17 protein-coding genes are annotated in these 17,961 nt (G+C 67.3%); 12 read left to right on the forward strand and 5 right to left on the reverse strand.

Annotated features, from left to right (window positions below; translation table 11 throughout):
• Positions 1-45 precede the first annotated feature (45 nt).
• Positions 46-1,830 carry a long-chain-acyl-CoA synthetase gene (locus tag AZH51_RS15090; RefSeq protein WP_291525673.1) on the forward strand — a complete coding sequence of 595 codons (1,785 nt, stop codon included), beginning with the start codon at positions 46-48 and terminating at the stop codon, positions 1,828-1,830.
• Positions 1,831-1,839: 9 nt separating this feature from the next.
• On the opposite strand, the gene AZH51_RS15095 is transcribed toward AZH51_RS15090, so the two are convergent.
• Positions 1,840-2,121 carry a hypothetical protein gene (locus AZH51_RS15095; RefSeq protein WP_291525674.1) on the reverse strand — a complete coding sequence of 94 codons (282 nt, stop codon included), beginning with the start codon at positions 2,119-2,121 and terminating at the stop codon, positions 1,840-1,842.
• A gap of 69 nt (positions 2,122-2,190) precedes the next feature.
• Here AZH51_RS15095 and AZH51_RS15100 point away from each other — a divergent pair, with 69 nt between their 5' ends.
• The 3 genes from AZH51_RS15100 to AZH51_RS15110 are packed head-to-tail and all read left to right on the forward strand — an operon-like array spanning position 2,191 to position 4,362.
• Positions 2,191-2,817 carry a histidine phosphatase family protein gene (locus AZH51_RS15100; protein ID WP_291525675.1) on the forward strand — a complete coding sequence of 209 codons (627 nt, stop codon included), beginning with the start codon at positions 2,191-2,193 and terminating at the stop codon, positions 2,815-2,817.
• Positions 2,814-3,725, forward strand: a complete 912-nt coding sequence (locus tag AZH51_RS15105) for an alpha/beta hydrolase (RefSeq protein WP_291525676.1) — start codon at positions 2,814-2,816, stop codon at positions 3,723-3,725. The genes AZH51_RS15100 and AZH51_RS15105 overlap by 4 nt, the downstream gene beginning before the upstream one ends.
• Positions 3,726-3,768: 43 nt before the next feature.
• The gene (locus AZH51_RS15110) at positions 3,769-4,362 is read left to right on the forward strand and encodes a hypothetical protein (protein WP_291525677.1); all 594 of its coding nucleotides are present in this window, start codon (positions 3,769-3,771) and stop codon (positions 4,360-4,362) included.
• Between the two features lies 1 nt (position 4,363).
• Here the strand turns inward: AZH51_RS15110 and AZH51_RS15115 are convergent, their stop codons facing one another.
• Positions 4,364-5,131, reverse strand: a complete 768-nt coding sequence (locus AZH51_RS15115; RefSeq protein ID WP_291525678.1) for a hypothetical protein — start codon at positions 5,129-5,131, stop codon at positions 4,364-4,366.
• Positions 5,132-5,194: 63 nt separating this feature from the next.
• Between AZH51_RS15115 and AZH51_RS15120 the strand changes: the two genes are divergently transcribed.
• From AZH51_RS15120 to AZH51_RS15130, 3 genes are read left to right on the forward strand one after another with little or no spacing between them, the layout of a single operon-like run.
• Positions 5,195-6,862: an FAD-binding dehydrogenase gene (locus tag AZH51_RS15120; RefSeq protein WP_291525679.1), complete on the forward strand. Its 1,668-nt coding sequence runs from the start codon at positions 5,195-5,197 to the stop codon at positions 6,860-6,862.
• A gap of 24 nt (positions 6,863-6,886) precedes the next feature.
• Positions 6,887-8,059: an AI-2E family transporter gene (locus AZH51_RS15125; RefSeq protein ID WP_291525680.1), complete on the forward strand. Its 1,173-nt coding sequence runs from the start codon at positions 6,887-6,889 to the stop codon at positions 8,057-8,059.
• Positions 8,056-8,559 (forward strand): NUDIX hydrolase, encoded by a 504-nt coding sequence (locus tag AZH51_RS15130; RefSeq protein WP_291525681.1) that lies wholly within the window; start codon positions 8,056-8,058, stop codon positions 8,557-8,559. The genes AZH51_RS15125 and AZH51_RS15130 overlap by 4 nt, the downstream gene beginning before the upstream one ends.
• A gap of 4 nt (positions 8,560-8,563) precedes the next feature.
• Here AZH51_RS15130 and AZH51_RS15135 read toward each other — a convergent pair whose 3' ends face one another.
• Genes AZH51_RS15135 through AZH51_RS15145 form a run of 3 tightly spaced genes read right to left on the reverse strand, consistent with a single transcriptional unit; the run spans position 8,564 to position 10,885 of the window.
• Positions 8,564-9,115: a bacterial proteasome activator family protein gene (locus AZH51_RS15135; protein WP_291525682.1), complete on the reverse strand. Its 552-nt coding sequence runs from the start codon at positions 9,113-9,115 to the stop codon at positions 8,564-8,566.
• Between the two features lie 17 nt (positions 9,116-9,132).
• Positions 9,133-10,101, reverse strand: coding sequence for an NAD(P)H-quinone oxidoreductase (locus AZH51_RS15140; RefSeq protein ID WP_291525683.1), 969 nt, complete (start codon positions 10,099-10,101; stop codon positions 9,133-9,135).
• Positions 10,102-10,111: 10 nt separating this feature from the next.
• Positions 10,112-10,885 carry an IclR family transcriptional regulator gene (locus tag AZH51_RS15145; RefSeq protein ID WP_291525684.1) on the reverse strand — a complete coding sequence of 258 codons (774 nt, stop codon included), beginning with the start codon at positions 10,883-10,885 and terminating at the stop codon, positions 10,112-10,114.
• 55 nt (positions 10,886-10,940) lie between these two features.
• Here AZH51_RS15145 and hutH point away from each other — a divergent pair, with 55 nt between their 5' ends.
• The 5 genes from hutH to hutI are packed head-to-tail and all read left to right on the forward strand — an operon-like array spanning position 10,941 to position 17,803.
• Positions 10,941-12,497: a histidine ammonia-lyase gene (gene hutH / locus AZH51_RS15150; RefSeq protein WP_291525685.1), complete on the forward strand. Its 1,557-nt coding sequence runs from the start codon at positions 10,941-10,943 to the stop codon at positions 12,495-12,497.
• 26 nt (positions 12,498-12,523) lie between these two features.
• On the forward strand, positions 12,524-14,176 hold the full coding sequence (gene hutU, locus AZH51_RS15155) for a urocanate hydratase (protein WP_291525686.1): 1,653 nt from the start codon (positions 12,524-12,526) through the stop codon (positions 14,174-14,176).
• The gene (locus AZH51_RS15160) at positions 14,173-15,348 is read left to right on the forward strand and encodes an allantoate amidohydrolase (RefSeq protein ID WP_291525687.1); all 1,176 of its coding nucleotides are present in this window, start codon (positions 14,173-14,175) and stop codon (positions 15,346-15,348) included. The genes hutU and AZH51_RS15160 overlap by 4 nt, the downstream gene beginning before the upstream one ends.
• On the forward strand, positions 15,345-16,676 hold the full coding sequence (locus AZH51_RS15165) for a formimidoylglutamate deiminase (protein ID WP_291525688.1): 1,332 nt from the start codon (positions 15,345-15,347) through the stop codon (positions 16,674-16,676). The genes AZH51_RS15160 and AZH51_RS15165 overlap by 4 nt, the downstream gene beginning before the upstream one ends.
• Entirely contained in the window at positions 16,664-17,803 is a 1,140-nt protein-coding gene (gene hutI / locus AZH51_RS15170) for an imidazolonepropionase (protein ID WP_291525689.1), read from the forward strand. The genes AZH51_RS15165 and hutI overlap by 13 nt, the downstream gene beginning before the upstream one ends.
• Positions 17,804-17,961: the final 158 nt, after the last annotated feature.

Here is a 17,961-nt window from a genome sequence, read left to right on the forward strand (position 1 = left end):
AGGTAACCTTTGGGCCAGATTTCCCGTGCATGAGAGGAAGCCGCAATGGCTGCAGCCACCAACGTCCGCCAGAAGATCCACGTGACCGACGTTGCGAAGGGTCTGATCGGGATGGCTCCCGACCTCGGAACCCTCACCCGGGAAGGGCCGGGGCTGCTGCTGCGCAAGCCCACCGACAAGATGTCCGTCGGGCGGATGTTCGAGAAGACTGCGGCCAAACACCCGGACCGGACCTTCCTCAAAGGCGAGGACCACGTCACCTTCACCTACGACGCCGCGAACAAGCGGGTCAACCAGTACGCCCACGTCTTGAAGGAGGACTACGGCGTCCGGCGCGGCGATGTCGTCGGGATCATGGCGCACAGCCAGGTCGAGTACATCCTCATGCTGCTGGCCGCGGTGAAGCTGGGTGCCATCGCCGGTCTGCTCAACTACAACCAGCGCGGTGACGTGCTCGCACACAGCCTGGGTCTGCTGGACTCCAAGGTGCTGCTGCTGGAGGACGGCATGCAGGAGGACCTGGCGACCGCCGGCGACGTGGGTGCGGCCCAGACGGTGCTGACCATGCCCGACCTGGCCAAGCTGGCCCGGGAGAAGGGCGTGACCAACCCGCCCGACTGCGCCGCGACGGTGGCCAAGGAGCAGGCGTACTACATCTTCACCTCGGGCACGACCGGTATGCCCAAGGCCTCGGTCATGAGCCACTTCCGCTGGCTGAAGTCCTACTCAGGTCTGGGCGCGCTCGGTGTCCGGCTGAAGTCCAGCGACACCATCTACTGCCCGCTGCCGCTCTACCACAACAACGCGGTCACCGTCGCGCTCAGCTCCGCGCTGGTCAACGGCTCCGCGTTCGCCGTGGCCAAGAAGTTCTCGGCCAGCAAGTTCTGGGACGAGTGCATCAAGTACGACGCCACCGCCTTCGTCTACATCGGCGAGTTGTGCCGGTACCTGCTCGCGCAGCCGGCCAAGCCGGTCGACACCCAGCACAAGGTCCGCGTCATCGTCGGCAACGGCTTGCGTCCGGACATCTGGCACGAGTTCCAGGACCGCTTCAAGATCAAGCGGATCGCGGAGTTCTACGGCGCCTCCGAGTGCAACATCGCCTTCATCAACGCCTTCAACATCGACCAGACCGCCGGCACCTGCCCGTTGCCGTTCACGGTCGTCGAGTACGACCCGGAGACCGGTGAGGCCAAGCGCAACGACAAGGGCCGGTTGATCAAGGTCAAGCACGGCGGCACTGGCCTGCTGCTGGCCAAGGTCAGTTCGCGCGCCCCGTTCGACGGTTACACCGACCCGGCCGCGACGGAGAAGAAGCTCTACCGCAACGCGTTCAAGGACGGCGACACCTGGTTCAACTCCGGCGACCTGGTGCACAAGCAGGGCCACCTGCATGTGTCCTTCGTCGACCGCCTGGGCGACACCTTCCGCTGGAAGGGTGAGAACGTTGCCACCACCGAGGTCGAGGCCGTGCTCGGCAAGGCGCCCGGCATCGAGGAGTGCACGGTGTACGGCGTGGCCGTGCCCGGGACCGACGGCAAGGCCGGGATGGGCGCAATCGTGTTGCAGGAGGGCGCCGACTTCGACGGCGATCAGGTGGGCAAGGCGCTCACGACCGGACTGCCGGCGTACGCCGTGCCGCTCTTCCTGCGCGTCGTGGACTCCCTGGAGCACACCTCGACCTTCAAGAGCCGCAAGGTCGAGCTGCGCGACGCCGGGTACAGCGACATGGAGCACGAGGTCGTCTTTGTGCTGACCGACGGGAAGTACGTGCCGTACTACCCGGAGTACACGCAGGACGTCGCGGCCGCGAAGTACCCGCGCATCTGAGGTCGTCGGTCAGATACGGCGCAGCCGGCCGTCGGAGTCGGCGGCCAAGGTGATCGCGGCGTCGCCGACCACGGGAATCGCCGTCGGCGACGTGCCCGCGACGTAATGCAGTGCGGGGGGTCGTACGCCGGCTGCTTCCGCCTCCGCGGCGGGCAGTGCTGCCGTGCCGATCAACGCGACCGCCGCGGTGGCGCAGACCGCGCGGGCGGTCCGTGCGCCGCGTCGTCGCCCGGCCACCGGGGCCGGCGTCTTCGCAGAAGGGGTGTGGCCGAGGGCTGGGTAACTGGTCATGGGACCAGCGTGGTGAGGGTCTCTGTCACCCGTCTGTGTGGTCGTTGTGGTGACTGGAAGACTGAACACATGCGGCTGTTCCTCATCCGGCACGGTCAGACGACCGCGAACGTGGCCCACGAACTCGACACCGCTCTACCGGGTGCACCGTTGACCGATATGGGTCGCCACCAGGCAGCCAGTCTCCCAGTCCGGCTGGCGCAGGAGCGGTTCGATGGGATCTGGTGCTCCCGTGCGCAACGGGCAAAGGACACGGCTGCGGCACTGGCCGAGGGCACCGGCCACTTGCCGCAGGTGATGCCGGGCTTGCACGAGATCCAGGCCGGCGACCTGGAAATGTCTGCCGACCGCTCGGCCTGGCAGGCCTACCTCCAGCTGCTCGAACAGTGGATCCGGGGTGACCTCACCGGATCCGTGCCCGGTGGGGAGAGCGGTGCGCAGGCGATCGCCCGGTTCGACGCCGATGTCGCCGCGATCGAGCAGCAGGCGCCCCGACAGGCCGCGATCGTCGCCCACGGCGCCATCATCCGGCTCTGGTCGGCGACCAGAGCCGTGGATGCCGACCGGGAGTTCGTGATCCATCACCCCCTGAAGAACACCGGGTATGTGGTGCTGAACGGCACTCTTGCGCAGGGCTGGTCACTGGAGGCATGGCACGGTGATCTGCCTCTCGTATCGCGTAACCTGCAACCGTGACGGTTACATGGGAGGCAGCCGATCAGTACGTCGAGCTGTTGGGTCTGCGCGTGCGATACCGCACGTGGGGCAACCCGGACGCCGGCACGACGTACGTGCTGGTGCACGGTCTGGGCGGTTCGCTGGAGAACTGGGGGCTGGTCGCGCCGTACCTGGCCGACGCTGACGGGTATGTCTATGCGCTCGATCTCGCCGGGTTCGGCCAGACCGTCCCGCAGCACTACCGACAGGCCCGGGTGGGTCGCAACGTCGAACTCGTCGAGGAGTTCCTGCGATCGGTGGTCGGCCGCCCGGCCGTGATTGTCGGTAATTCGATGGGTGGCCTGATCAGCCTGCGCGTCGCAGGCCGGGCACGGGTACCGATCAAGGGTGCGGTCCTGGTGGACCCGCTGATCCCGCTCAGTCCCCGCCATCGGCCGCATCCGCTGGTAGCAGTGGCGTTCACGATCTACACCGTTCCGGGGCTCAACAAGGCCTTCCTGCGGTTGCGGTCCGGTGAGGAGCATCTCGAGGACAGCGTCGAGGAAGCCCTCAAACTGGTGACTACCGACGTGGACAAGATCGACCCCGAGGTGCGGGCGGCGCACCTCGACCTGGCCCGGTCCCGGCTGAGTCAGACCGGGACGGCCGAGTCATTCCTCGCGGCGGCCCACACGACGTTGCTGCACGGGGTGCGCCGGCGCGACTACACCAAACACGGCCGCTCGATCGCGGCGCCGGTGCTGTTGTTGCACGGCGATCGGGACCGGCTGATCAACGTCGGGACCGCTCGCGGGCTGGCCCGACGTCACCCGGAGTGGACCTATGTCGAGGGCCCGGGAATCGGTCATACGCCGATGCTGGACGAGCCGGAATGGGTCGCGGACAACATCCGGGAGTGGGTCGAGAAGGTAGCCGCTGCAAGCTGAGCCGATTTGGTCGCGCACTGGTCGTAATTGCATGGTGGTAGCCATGAGTAGTTCCTTACAGACCGTCCGACTGCCGGTTTTCCTCTCGGCGGCCACAGTTTCCGCACTGGCTCTGGCGGGCTGTTCCGGCGGCTCCGACAGCGCAGCGACGTCCACGCCCCCGGCGACGTCGACCACCTCGTCCGCCACGTCGACGGCGACGCCCACAACCACCTCGACGGCGCCTTCGACGACCACGAGCAAGCCGCCGTCAACGACCGTGTCGCCCTCCACCACTCCGAAGCCCACGGCGACGACGTCGACCACGCCGCCCCCCTCGGCCAAGTTCATCAGCGCCTGCGTGACGGCGAACTCCAAGCTGAACACGGCGGTCTCGCAGTGGAACGCTGCGGTCTCCAGCGGGAACAACAGCAAGTTGGATGCGGCCGCGAAGAACTTCACGACCACTGCCAAGGCGTTGTTGGATCTACGGACCGACGCTGCTGACGGTCAGTTCAGCACCAAGGTCCAGGCCATCGCCAGCGAGTTGAACGATATGGCCAGCGCTCGCAAGAACGACCAGACGGTGACCACCGCCGACTTCAACAACAAGGTGACCGACCTTCGCACCTACTGCCAGTCGCGGCTGAAGTCCTGAGTCAGCCGCCGGCTTCATTGAGTTGTCGCCGGGCCTCTGCCAACGCTTGCTCAGCGGCCGCGTGACGCTGCTGCGCTGCCGACAACGTCTCGTCGGCCGTCCGTAGCTCGTCCTCCGCGGCGGATACGGCCTGCTGCAATCGCGCTCGGCGTGCGGCGGCGTGATGATCCGGCTTCTGCTTCGACTTCTGCGTCGCAGTGGTCTTCGGAGGGCTCTTCTTGTCGCTCGTCTTGTTGGTGCTGGTCTTCTTGTCGCTGGTTTTCTTGGCGGCCGGGGCCGCCCCGGTGGTCTCGCTCCACCGGGCGACGGCGTCACTGAGATCGACCTCGCCAAAACCGCTGTAGCTCAGGGCTTTCGTCAGGCGGCCGCTGCGTAATGCCGCACCGGCGGCGGGATCGGCCAGCGCGGCGGTGGCGGTGGCCATCACCTGGTCACGGAGGGTGCCTGTGGGTTGTCCCAATGCCTCCAGGAGCTGGTCGATCGCGGCGGTGCGCTCGTTCGACAGCGCGCGCATCGCGGGGGCGTCAACGCGCTGCTGGGCATCGCGCAGGCGATCGCCGAGATCGCACAGCTGCGCGACGACCGGGTCCTGGGCCAGCCGGTTCAGTGCGGTGGCAGCAGCGGTTGGTCGACGCAGGGCCTTGACCTCATCAGCGGCGTCAGCCTCACCTGCGGTGCGCAGACTTTTGACCAAAGCATCACGTGCCGTGACGAAGTGCTCGACCGGGCCCGCGTAAAGAGCGGCGATGGATGAGCGCAGGTCGGTCATCATCGGCTCCCGTCGCGGATTAGGTTGATCACATCACACGTTGCGCGCCAAGGGAGTCCCGCGATGGCTACACAAGAGTTCGATGTCGTTGTCGTTGGTGCCGGGCTGGCCGGGCTGGTTGCCGCAGCCGAGGCTGTCGCTGCTGGCCGGAGCGTCGCTGTGCTTGACCAGGAGAACGCGAGCAACCTTGGCGGACAGGCGTTCTGGAGTTTCGGTGGACTCTTCCTGGTGGACTCACCCGAGCAGCGCCGGATGGGGATCAAGGACTCGTTCGACCTGGCCTGGCAGGACTGGCAGGGCAGCGCCGCGTTCGACCGCCTGGGCGATGAGGACTCGTGGGCGGTCAAGTGGGCGAGGGCGTACGTCGAGTTCGCCGCCGGTGAGAAGCGCGCCTGGCTCAAAGAGCGGGACATCTCCTTCGTCCCACTGGTCGGCTGGGCCGAACGCGGCGACGGCCGGGCCGATGGTCACGGCAACTCGGTGCCCCGCTTCCACATCGCATGGGGCACGGGCACGGGAGTCGTGAAACCGTTCGTCGAGCGCACCCTCAAAGCGGCCGACGAGGGCCGGTTGACCTTCCTGCATCGGTATCGCGCGGACGAGCTCATCGTGGAGGCGGGGCGCGCCCTCGGGGTGCGGGGCGTCGTACTCGCACCGGATGATCACCCGCGCGGTGAGCCCAGCAACCGCGACGTGGTGGGCGACTTCGAGGTGCGCGGCGGCGCGGTCGTGCTCACCACCGGCGGGATCGGCGGTAACCACGAGCTGGTGCGGCATTGGTGGCCGGAGCGGCTCGGCACTCCGCCGAGCTCGATGATCACGGGAGTCCCGGCGTACGTCGATGGTCGGATGCTCCAGATCGCCGAAGAGGCGGGGGCACGCACCGTCAACCGGGACCGGATGTGGCACTACACGGAGGGCATCCAGAACTGGGACCCGATCTGGCCGCAGCACGCGATCCGGATCCTGCCCGGGCCGTCCTCGATGTGGTTCGACGCCCTCGGTCGGCGGCTGCCCTTCCCCTGCCTGCCCGGGTTCGACACCCTCTCGACGCTGCGGTACCTACGCACGACACCGGACATCGCGGCGCATGACCACTCGTGGTTCGTCCTCACCCAGAAGATCCTCGAGAAGGAGTTCGGGCTGTCGGGCTCGGAGCAGAACCCGGACATCACGAACAAGGACTTCAAACTGCTGCTATCACGGGTGAAGAGCGGTGCGCCCGGTCCGGTGGAGGCGTTCAAGACCAAGGGCGCGGACTTCGTGGTGGCCGACTCGCTCGAGGAACTGGTCGCGGGCATGAACAAACTCACCGATGAGCCGCTGCTCGATCCGGTGGACATCCGGCGGCAGGTCGAGGCGCGCGACCGGGAGATGGTCAACGGCTACAGCAAGGACGCACAGGTCACGGCGATCCACGGCGCGCGCAACTATCGCGGCGACAAGCTGGCCCGGGTGGCCTCGCCCCATGCGCTGCTGGATCCCAAGGCCGGTCCGTTGATCGGCGTGAAGCTGCACATCCTGACCCGCAAGTCGCTCGGCGGGCTGCAGACCGATCTGCAGTCGCGGGTACTGCGCCCGGACGGCTCGGTCTTCGAGGGTCTGTTCGCGGCCGGTGAAGCGGCCGGCTTCGGCGGCGGTGGAGTGCACGGGTACAACTCCCTGGAGGGCACCTTCCTGGGCGGTTGCATCTTCTCCGGTCGCGCTGCTGGTCGGGCCGCCTCTGGGTGACGCACGCGTGGCAGGATCGGGGGTATGAATCAGCGGCCCCGTCGGGCATCGGACGATGTGTCCTTCGGTATCAAGGTCGCCGCGCTCTGGTCGGTGTGCCTGCTAGCGATCATCGCCTTCCTGGCCGCCCTGGTGTGGCTGCTCAATTCGATCTCGTTGGTCACGATCACGGTTGCGGTCGCGATCATGATCACCGCGCTGTTGCAGCCGGCCGTTGCGTGGCTGGATCGCCGGGGAATGCCCCATGCTCTGGCCGCGATCCTGGTCTACATCGTGGGGATCGCTCTGCTGGGCCTGGCGCTGTGGTTCGTGATCTCGCAGATCGCTCAGTCCCAGACCAACATCGGCCAGCAGTTGACCGCGTCCCTGACCACCATTCGTGACTGGTTGGTCAACGGGCCGATCCACATGTCGTCCAACGAGGCCGACAAGTACACGATCCACCTGGGTCAGACGATCGGGCAATACAAGAACCAGATCGCCTCCGGCGCCTGGGAGAGTGCGAACACGGCGATCGGGATCGTCTCCGGTGGGGTGTTCACGCTCTTCGCGGTGCTGTTCGTGCTGCTGGACAACGGCAAGATGTTCGGCTGGTTCGTGAAGTTCTTCCCGGATGACATCGAGGGTCACGTGTGGGCCGGTGGCGCCGCCGCCTGGCGCACGCTGACCGCCTACATGCGCAGTCTGGTCCTGTTGGCCGCCGTCAACGCGGTCGCGATGGTGCCGGTCATGATGATCGCCGGCCTGCCCTTGGTGGTGCCGCTGGCGGTGCTGCTCTTCATCGGTTCGTTGGTGCCGATGGTCGGTGTCCTGGTGGCGGGCGCCGTGGTGGTCCTGATCGCCCTGGTCACCAAAGGCATCACCACGGCCATTGTCGTGGCCATCATGCTGGTGCTGATCGTGCAGTTGTTCGGCAACCTGCTCAACCCGGTGATCCTGGGCAAAGCCGTCGATATCCACCCGTTCGCGATCCTGGTCGGCGTCACCGGAGGCACGTTGCTCGCCGGCGTCTTCGGTGCCTTCGTTGCTGTGCCGTTCATTGCCGTGGTCAATAACGCGATGCGCGCGATCCGGGAGTACAACGAGGGCGAGATCGATCCACTGATCGCCGGCCACCTGCCCCAGGAGATCGCCGATCATCCGCCGGCCGTGCCGCACGGCCAGGAGCATCGCCTACCCGATCCGGACACCGCGTGACCCAGCCGTCGCAGGCGCGGGTCGCCGGGTTGCGGATCTACCGTCTGCTCCCGTCGGTGATTACGGCGCCGGTGGTGCACCTGGTCACCCCGTCGTTCACGATGGGTGCCATCGCTGTCATCGAGTACGGCGATCGGATCCTTGCGCTGCGACAACTGCACCGCCGCGGCTTGTCCCTGCCTGGTGGTCTGGTCGATCGCGGTGAGACCCCGCAGCAGGCCGTGGTGCGCGAAGTCCTGGAGGAGACCGGGCTGCGGGTGACCAGTGGCGCGGTGTACGCCGTGTCCGTGGCCACCCGCCGACGCCAGGTCGACGTGATCTTCCGGATCGTCTGCGATACGCAACCGCAGATCCATCCGGCCAGCGAGGCCACGTCGTACGAGTGGGTGGATCCCTCGTCGTGGGATCCCGCACTGGCCGACAAGTCGACCCGGCGGATCCTCAAAGCCCTGCACGCGGCGTACGGCGATCCAGGCCCTGGGCGGGTCCTGACCGACTGAGGGGCTAGAGGTACTGGCCTGTGGAGTGACCCGGCTCGGGCCCGGGTGACGGCGGGGTCGAGCCGGGCGGCAGCCCACGGCGCATCGCCTGCAGCTGCGCCTGCGCGGCCATCTGCTGGGCGACGATCGCGGTCTGGATCCCGTGGAAGAGACCTTCGAGCCAGCCGACCAGCTGGGCCTGGGCGATCCGCAACTCGGCATCGCTGGGAGATTCCTCGCTGAACGGCTGGGAGATCCGGTCCAACTCCTCGACGAGTTCGGGCGCCAGCCCGTCCTTGAGTTCGTTGATCGACTGCTCGTGGATCTGCGCGAGGCGCTTGCGGCCGGCTTCGTCCAGCGGAGCGCTACGAACCTCCTCCAGCAGTTGCTTGATCATCGAGCCGATCCGCATGACTTTCGCGGGTTGCTCGACCAGGTCGGCGGGGCTGGTGGGTTCGTCGGCTCCGGTGGGCTCCTCGTTGGGGGCGACGCCCATCCCGGTCTCGGTGACGACGACCACCTTGTCGTCGTCCTGGTGCACGACGCCGGAAACGGCCTGCTGCTCGTTGTCGGTCATGAGTCCATCCTGCCTGGTCAGAACGTCAGCAAGATCTTGCCGATGTGCTGGGACTGCGCCATCGCGCGGTGGGCGTCGGCTGCTTGCTCGATGGGGAACGTCTCGCTCACGATCGGGCGGATGCTGCCGTTGGCGATCAGCGGCCAGACGTGCTCGCGGACCTGGTGGACGATGGCGGCCTTCTGTTCAAGGGGTCGGCTGCGCAGGTTGGTGGCGGCGACCGTGCCCCGCTTGACCAGGAGCTGGTTGATGTCCAGCTCGGCCTTGGTGCCGCCCTGCAGGCCGATGATTACCAGGCGGCCACCGTCCGCGAGTGCAGTGACGTTGCGAGACAGGTACTTTGCGCCGATGACGTCGAGGATCACGTCGGCACCGCCGGCCTCCTGGATGACCTCGACGAAGTCCTGCTCGCGGTAGTTGATCAGGATGTCCGCACCCAGCGCGGCGCACGCGTCGAGCTTCTCCTGGGACCCGGCCGTCACCGCGATCCGGGCGCCGAGATGCTTGGCGATCTGGATGGCCATCGTGCCGATGCCGCTGGAGCCGCCGTGCTGCAGGAAGAGGTCACCGGTCTTCAGGTGGGCGGTCATCACGATGTTGGACCACACCGTGCAGACCACCTCTGGGAGTGCGGCCGCGTCCTGCAGGCTCACCCCTTGGGGGACGGGTAGGACCTGCCCGGCGGGTACGACGACCTGCTCCGCGTAGCCACCCCCGGCTAGTAGCGCGCACACCTCGTCGCCGATCGCCCAGCCCATCGCTGCGCTTCCGAGCTGGGTGATCGTGCCGCTGACCTCCAGGCCGGGGACCTCGGAGATCCCTGGGGGCGGTGGGTAGAAGCCCTGCCGCTGCATCAGATCCGCGCGGTTCACCCCTGCTGCGGCCACCTCGATCAGGACCTCGCCGGGGCCGGGGCTCAGATCCGGCACCTCGCTGAGGGTGAGGACGTCCTCGTCGCCGAATTCCGGGATGGTGATCGCACGCATGCGTTTCAGCCTACGTCTGCGCGCGACGCCCGAGTCTGCGGGACAGCTCTGCTGCCGATCGGCGTACGTCGATCGCGGCCTTTTCGGGGTCGCTCACCTGATCGACCGGGTAGGTGAGCGCGATCCCGGCCACGGGGAAGTCGTTGTGGTCGAGGACGGCGGCCGCTACGGAGGCGAATCCGGCTGTGACAGAGTCACTTTCGGTGGCAATCCCGCGCTGTCGGACGGTCGCCAGTGCGCTACGCAGTTGCGTCAGGGAGGTCGGTCCGAGGCCGTTGCGCTGGGCGAACGAGTCACGGTCGGGGTAGAGGGCACGCACCTGCGCCGACGGTAGGGCGGCCAGCATCGCCAGCCCGGAGGCGGTGACGGTCGCGGGCAGTCGGACGCCGACGTCGGTGACCAGGGAGGGACGGCGCGGCGCACGTTCCTCGATCACGTAGAGCACGTCGCGGCCGTGCAGCACCGCGAGGTGCGCATTGTGCGTGGTGGCATCGACCAGCCGGGTCAGGATGGGCCGGGCGATGCGTTGTAGCGGGGCCTGTCGGCTGTACGCGGAGCCGAGTTCGAAGGCGGCAACACCCAGGCCCCAGCGTCGGTCCTCGTCCAGGTGGACCACGAAGCCGGTCTCCTTGAGGACCGTGAGCACGCGATAGGTGGACGAGCGGGGCAGGTCGAGGGCCCGGGCGATGGCGGCAGCGGGGAGGGGTTCGGCGCGCCGGGCAAGCAGTTGAAGCACGGCGATCGCGTGTGCGGCAGCGGGAGCGGCCATATCTGACTGTCTCATATGTGAGACAAGACTGCCCCGTCAAGGGTGGGTTTCTCGTCGTTGGGGCGGTGCAATGGAAGGCATGAGCCTCGTGGACACCCAGACCGTGACTGTCGGCGTCGGACCTGTGAGCCGGGACGACGTCGTGGCGGTGGCGCGGTATGACGCACGGGTGGAGCTGGGTGCTGACGCCCTGTCGGCGATGTCGGACAGTCGCGCGGTCATCGAACGACTCGCGGACGACACGGTGGCGCACTACGGCGTCTCGACCGGGTTCGGAGCACTGGCCACTCGACACATTCCGTTGGACGACCGGAAACAGTTGCAGCGCAGCCTGATCCGCTCGCACGCCGCCGGCAACGGCCCCGAGGTGGAGCGCGAGGTCGTGCGCGCGACGATGCTGCTCCGCCTGTCCACCCTGGCAACCGGCCGCACTGGAGTCCGCCCGGTGGTTGCGCAGACGTACGCCGCGCTGCTGAATGCCGGCATCACGCCGGTCGTGCATGAGTACGGCTCGCTCGGCTGCTCCGGCGACCTCGCGCCGCTCGCGCATTGTGCGCTCGCAGTGATGGGGGAAGGTGTGGTGCGCGACGCCTCGGGCGACGTGCGGCAGACCGGTGATGCGCTGCGCGAGGCCGCCATCGAGCCGGTCGAACTGGCCGAGAAGGAGGGCCTTGCGCTGATCAACGGCACCGACGGCATGCTCGGGCAGCTCAGCCTCGCGTTGCACGACCTGGCTCGGTTGGTGACGACCGCCGACATCACGGCTGCGATGTCGGTCGAGGGTCTGATGGGCACCGATGACGTCTTCGCCGCGGACCTGCAGGCGTTGCGTCCGCAGCTCGGCCAGGGTGCGAGTGCGGAGAACATGCGGAAGGTGTTGAGCGACAGCCAGATCCGTGAGTCACACCGCCTCGCGGACGAATGCCCGCGGGTGCAGGATGCGTATTCGCTGCGGTGTGCGCCCCAAGTGGCCGGTGCCGTGCGCGACACCATCGCCCACGCGGCTCTGATTGCGGACCGCGAACTCGCCTCTGCTGTCGACAATCCCGTCGTCACGCTGGACGGCCGGGTCGAGTCCAACGGCAACTTCCACGGAGCCCCGGTGGCGTATGTCCTGGACTTTCTGGCCATCGCGGCTGCCGACCTGGCGTCGATGAGTGAGCGGCGGACCGACCGGTTCCTCGACGTCGCCCGCAACCACGGACTACCGGCCTTCCTGGCCCACGACCCCGGTGTCGACTCCGGGCTGATGATCGCCCAATACACCCAGGCAGCAATCGTTTCCGAGCTCAAACGACTCGCGAACCCGGCCAGCGTCGACTCGATCCCGAGCAGCGCCATGCAAGAGGACCACGTGTCGATGGGCTGGTCGGCCGCTCGCAAACTGCGCCGGGCCGTCGACGGCCTGACCCGCGTCCTGGCGATCGAGTGCCTCACCGCGTCCCGCGGGCAGCAGTTGCGCGCACCTCTCACCCCTGCCCCGGCGACGGGCGCGGTCAGCCAGGCACTCGGCGTACCTGCAGGTCCCGATCGTTTCCTGGCACCCGATATCGAAACCGCTGTTGAACTCGTGCAATCCGGGGGCGTCGTCGATGCCGCTGAAGCCCACACCGGACCGCTGAACTAACTGTCAACGAACGCAAGGAGATCACCATGGAAGGCGCTCGCCCCGTCCGCGCACCGCGCGGCACCACCCTCACCGCGCAGTCGTGGCAGACCGAAGCCCCGATGCGGATGCTCATGAACAACCTCGATCCGGAGGTGGCCGAGCGGCCGGACGATCTGGTCGTCTACGGCGGCACCGGTCGTGCGGCCCGCGATTGGCGCTCGTTCGACGCGATCGTCCGCACCCTCCAGGGCCTGAAGCAGGACGAGACGCTGCTGGTGCAGTCCGGGCGTCCGGTCGGTGTGATGCAGACGCACGAGTGGGCGCCACGGGTTTTGATCGCGAACTCGAATCTCGTTCCGGACTGGGCAAATTGGCCCGAGTTTCGCCGGCTGGAGCACCTCGGCCTGACGATGTACGGGCAGATGACTGCGGGGTCGTGGATCTACATCGGCACTCAGGGCATCGTGCAGGGCACCTACGAGACGTTCGCCGCCGTCGCCGAGAAGCGTTTCGGCGGAACCCTCGCCGGCACGCTCACGCTGACGGGTGGCTGCGGCGGGATGGGCGGCGCGCAACCGCTGGCCGTCACCCTCAACGACGGTGCCTGCCTGATTGTGGACGTCGACGAGTCGCGGTTGCGGCGTCGTGTGAAGGACCGCTACCTCGATGAGGTTGCGGAGAACCTGGACGACGCGATCGAGAAGGCGGTTGCCGCGCGCACTCAGCGTCGGGCGTGGTCGGTGGGTGTGGTCGGTAATGCCGCGGAGATCTTCCCCGAGCTGCTGCGCCGCGGTGTGCCGATCGACATCGTGACCGACCAGACCAGCGCGCATGACCCGCTGTCCTACCTGCCCGAGGGCATCGACCTGGACGACTGGAGCGAGTACGCCGAGAAGAAGCCGGCCGAGTTCACCGACCGGGCGCGGGCGTCGATGGCCAAGCACGTGCAGGCGATGGTGGAGTTCCAGGACGGCGGTGCCGAGGTGTTCGACTACGGCAACTCGATCCGCGACGAAGCCCGACAGGGCGGATATGAGCGGGCGTTCGAGTTCCCGGGGTTCGTCCCGGCGTATATCCGGCCGCTGTTCTGCGAGGGCAAGGGCCCGTTTCGGTGGGCGGCGCTGTCGGGTGACCCGAAGGACATCTACGCGACCGACAAGGCCGTCATGGACCTCTTCCCGGACAACGACCGCTTGCAGAAGTGGATGCGTGGGGCGAAGGAGAAGATCGCGTTCCAGGGTCTGCCGGCCCGGATCTGCTGGCTTGGTTACGGCGAGCGGGACAAGGCGGGTCTCGCGATCAACGATCTGGTTGCCCGCGGCGAGGTCAGCGCGCCCATCGTGATCGGCCGCGACCACCTGGACTGCGGTTCGGTCGCCTCGCCCTACCGGGAGACTGAGTCCATGCTCGACGGGTCGGACGCGATCTCCGACTGGCCGCTGCTGAACGCCATGGTTAACACCGCCTCCGGTGCGACCTGGGTGTCCATCCACCACGGCGGCGGCGTCGGCATCGGCCGGTCCCAGCACGCCGGTCAGGTGTCGGTCGCTGACGGCACCCCGCTGGCCGCGCAGAAGCTGGCGCGCGTGCTCACCAACGATCCCGGCATGGGTGTCATCCGGCACGTCGACGCCGGTTACGACATCGCCGAGAACGTCGCTGCGGCCCAGGGCGTGCGCGTCCCGATGCGCGAATGAGCTTCTCCTCGTTGTGGTCTGACCTCGAACCGATCGGTCGTACGGCGACCGGCGGCTACCGCCGGTTCGCCTGGACCCGCGAGGACCACACCTTGCGTGAGTGGTTCGCGGGGGAGGCCGCCGAGCGTGGCTTGTCACTGGTGGAAGACCGCGCCGGCAACCAATGGGCCTGGTGGGGGACACCCGGTCAGAGCAACGGTGTCGTGCTCGGCTCACACCTGGACTCCGTGCCGGCCGGTGGCGCGTACGACGGGCCGCTGGGTGTCGTGTCCGCGTTCGCGGCCGTGGACCAGGCCCGGGCCGACGGCTTCTCGCCGAGTAAACCTGTGGCCATCGTCAACTTCGGTGATGAGGAAGGTGCCCGGTTCGGGGTGGCCTGTGCCGGTTCGCGGCTGATCACCGGAGCGCTCGCTGCCGACACCGCACGGGCGCTGAAGGACTCCTCCGGGGTGACGATGGCTGCCGCCCGTCGGAAGGCGGGTGCGTTGGGTGATCTCGGTCCGGATCCCGAAACCCTCTCCCGCATCGGCTGTTTCGTCGAACTGCACGTCGAGCAGGGTCGTGCGCTGGTCTTCGAGGACGCCGTGGTGGGCGTGGGTACGTCGATCTGGCCACACGGCCGCTGGCGCATCTCGGTGCCGGGCCGGGCCAACCACGCCGGGACCACGGCGCTCGTGGATCGCGACGACGCCCTGTTGAAGGCGGCCGCTCTGGTCCAGGCGGCGCGGGCCGCTGCTGAGGAGAACGGCTGTGTCGCGACGGTCGGGCGGTTGGACGTCCAACCGGGCGGGGTCAACGCGATCGCCGAACATGTCGAGGTATGGCTGGACGCGCGAGGCGCTTCGGCTGCATCCGTGACGGCGTGTGTCGCGCAGATCGAGGGCGATGCTCAAGCGTTGGGCGCGAAGCTGCAGCAACTGTCCTGGACTGCCGACACGCCGTTCGATCCGGCGCTGGCGAAGCGGTTGTCGCAGTTGCTCGGCGCACCGATGTTGTCGACGGGGGCAGGTCATGACGCTGGCATCCTGGCCAACGCCGGGATCCCAACCGCGATGATCTTCGTGCGCAATCCGACCGGCGTCTCGCATGCCCCCGATGAATTCGCCACTCCCGAGGACTGTTTGGCGGGGGTTGACGCGCTGACGCGCGTGCTGAAGGAGTTGGCTGCGTGACCAGCTACTGGGCGGCGAAGGCGTGGCTGCCGGCCGGCGTACGGGAGCGAGTGCGGTTCGAGGTGTCAGACGGCGTGTTCACGTCGATCACGCCCGACGCTTCGGCCGACGGTGCGCACCGGCTGCCCGGCCTCGTCCTACCCGGCTTCGCCAACGACCACAGTCACGCGTTCCACCGCGCGCTGCGCGGGCGGACCCACGCGGATGGTGGCACTTTCTGGACCTGGCGCAAGGCCATGTATTCCGTTGCTGCGCAGCTCGATCCGGACTCGTACTACCAACTGGCACGGGCGACGTACGCCGAGATGGTTCTGGCCGGGTACACCTCGGTGAGTGAGTTCCACTATCTGCACCACGGGCCGGGTGGCACGCCGTACACCGATCCGAACGCCATGGGGCACGCGCTGATCCAGGCTGCCAAGGACGCAGGCATCAGCATCACACTGCTCGACACGTGTTACCTGCACGGTGGACTCGGCCCGGACGGCTACCTTGAACTGGATGAGGTGCAACAGCGATTCGCTGATGCCGATGTGTCGGCCTGGGCAGGTCGGGTCAGCGAGTTGGAGCCGGCCGATGACGTGTCGATCGGATCCGCGGTCCATTCGGTCCGCGCTGTGACGCCTGCGGAGTTGGAGCAGGTGTGGCAGCACGCTGCGCACGTCCATCACGGGACGAACGCGCACCACATCCATCTGTCGGAACAGCCTGCGGAGAACGAAGCAACGCTGGCCCACTTCGGCCGAACGCCCACTCAGCTGCTCGCCGACGCGGGGTTGATCGATCGGGACCTGACGGCGGTTCATGCCACCCATCTGACGGGTGCCGATATCCAGGCACTGGGCGAAGCGGGAGCGACTGCGTGCTTCTGCCCGACCACCGAACGTGATCTGGCGGACGGGATTGGCCCTGCACCGGAGTTGGTGAGCGCTGGTGCCCGCCTCAGCCTGGGTTCGGACCAGCACGCCGTGATCGATCCGTTCGAGGAACTGCGCGGGCTGGAGATGAACGAACGCCTCCGCAGCCTGCGTCGCGGGACGTTCACTCCGGGGGAGCTGCTCGAGATAGGAGTAAGCGGTGCCAGCCTCCCCGGCCGGCCGCACAGTGGGCTGTTGCAGATCGGTGCGCTAACGAACCTGGTTGCCATTCGGACTGATTCGCCCCGCACCGCTGGTTGTTCGGGTGAGCAGATCATTTTCGGAGCTTCTGCGGCAGACGTGGATACGGTGGTGGTCCGCGGTGAGGTGATGGTCGAAGGCGGTCAGCACGTGCTCGGAGATGTGGGCCGGATGTTGAAGGAGGCAATCGAACCACTATGGCAACTCTGATCACCAATATCGGCGAATTAAACACGTGCGACGACGAATTCAGCATCCAGCGTGACGCCGCGGTTGTCGTCGAGGACGAGCGGATCGCGTGGGTGGGCGCCGCAACGGAAGCGCCGCCCGCGGACACGGAGGTCGACGTCGAGGGCCGTGCCGTTATCCCGGCCTTCGTCGACAGCCACACGCACCTGATCTTTGCCGGCGACCGGTCAGCCGAGTTCGCGGCGCGGATGACCGGGACGGCGTACGACGGGGGTGGGATCGCCGTGACCCGGGCAGCCACCGTCGCGGCCAGTGACGAAGAATTGCGGGCACTGCTGGCGGCACGTATCGACGAGTCGCGAGCCCAGGGGACCGGCACGATCGAGATCAAGTCCGGCTACGGACTGTCCGTCGAGGAAGAAGCGCGGCTCCTACGGATCGCATGTGAATTCACCGACGAGACAACGTATCTCGGAGCGCACGTCGTGCCGCCGGAAGTGGACCGTAACGACTACGTGCGGTTGGTGACGGGTCAGATGCTCGCCGCTTGCGCGCCGTACGCCAAGTGGATCGATGTGTTCTGTGAGCCGCACAGTGCGCACGCCTTCGACGGTGACGAAGCACGGGCGGTTCTCACCGCCGGCCGCGATGCAGGCTTGGGCCTACGGGTGCACGGTGGGCAACTCGGTTACGGCCCGGGGGTGCAACTGGCGGTCGAACTTGGTGCGGCGAGCGTGGATCACTGCACCTACCTGACCGACGCGGACGTCGATGCGCTGGCGAGTAGCGACACCGTCGCGACGCTGCTACCAGGTGTGGAGTTCTCGACCCGCTCGCCGTATCCGGATGCCCGACGGTTGATCGGGGCTGGCGTCCAGGTTGCGTTGGCGACCGATTGCAATCCGGGCACGTGCTACTCCAATTCGATGCCGTTCATGATCGCGCTGGCTGTGCGCGAGATGGGCATGACACCCGCTGAAGCGTTGTCGGCAGCGACCCGTGGTGCGGCAAAGAGTTTGCGGCGCGACGATATCGGAACGCTTGCTGTCGGTCAGCGGGCAGATCTCACGGTCCTGGACGCACCGACGTACCTGCATCTGGCCTATCGCCCCGGCGTACCGATTGCCCGGTGTCTCGATCTGGACTAGCGGATCTGCCGGACTGGAAGTGTTGTGCCGTGACCGATGGGGTCGACCCGGACACGGCTGGCGCCATGGTGGCGCCACCTGTGCACCCCCGAGGTGGGATCTGTCGCGGGGTGTTGCGCAGCGAAGCCACGTCGGCTTAACGTGTGGATAGAACGAAA

It is taken from the genome of Branchiibius sp. NY16-3462-2, from assembly GCF_001594145.1.
In the GTDB taxonomy this organism is placed as follows: Bacteria; Actinomycetota; Actinomycetes; order Actinomycetales; family Dermatophilaceae; genus Branchiibius.

Coding starts and splice junctions, on each gene's coding strand:
- AZH51_RS15090 (WP_291525673.1), top strand. CDS start 46: ATGGCTGCAGCCACCAACGTCCGCCAGAAGATCCACGTGACCGACGTT.
- AZH51_RS15095 (WP_291525674.1), bottom strand. CDS start 2,121: ATGACCAGTTACCCAGCCCTCGGCCACACCCCTTCTGCGAAGACGCCG.
- AZH51_RS15100 (WP_291525675.1), top strand. CDS start 2,191: ATGCGGCTGTTCCTCATCCGGCACGGTCAGACGACCGCGAACGTGGCC.
- AZH51_RS15110 (WP_291525677.1), top strand. CDS start 3,769: ATGAGTAGTTCCTTACAGACCGTCCGACTGCCGGTTTTCCTCTCGGCG.
- AZH51_RS15115 (WP_291525678.1), bottom strand. CDS start 5,131: ATGACCGACCTGCGCTCATCCATCGCCGCTCTTTACGCGGGCCCGGTC.
- AZH51_RS15120 (WP_291525679.1), top strand. CDS start 5,195: ATGGCTACACAAGAGTTCGATGTCGTTGTCGTTGGTGCCGGGCTGGCC.
- AZH51_RS15125 (WP_291525680.1), top strand. CDS start 6,887: ATGAATCAGCGGCCCCGTCGGGCATCGGACGATGTGTCCTTCGGTATC.
- AZH51_RS15135 (WP_291525682.1), bottom strand. CDS start 9,115: ATGACCGACAACGAGCAGCAGGCCGTTTCCGGCGTCGTGCACCAGGAC.
- AZH51_RS15140 (WP_291525683.1), bottom strand. CDS start 10,101: ATGCGTGCGATCACCATCCCGGAATTCGGCGACGAGGACGTCCTCACC.
- AZH51_RS15145 (WP_291525684.1), bottom strand. CDS start 10,885: ATGAGACAGTCAGATATGGCCGCTCCCGCTGCCGCACACGCGATCGCC.
- hutH (WP_291525685.1), top strand. CDS start 10,941: ATGGAAGGCATGAGCCTCGTGGACACCCAGACCGTGACTGTCGGCGTC.
- hutU (WP_291525686.1), top strand. CDS start 12,524: ATGGAAGGCGCTCGCCCCGTCCGCGCACCGCGCGGCACCACCCTCACC.
- AZH51_RS15160 (WP_291525687.1), top strand. CDS start 14,173: ATGAGCTTCTCCTCGTTGTGGTCTGACCTCGAACCGATCGGTCGTACG.
- hutI (WP_291525689.1), top strand. CDS start 16,664: ATGGCAACTCTGATCACCAATATCGGCGAATTAAACACGTGCGACGAC.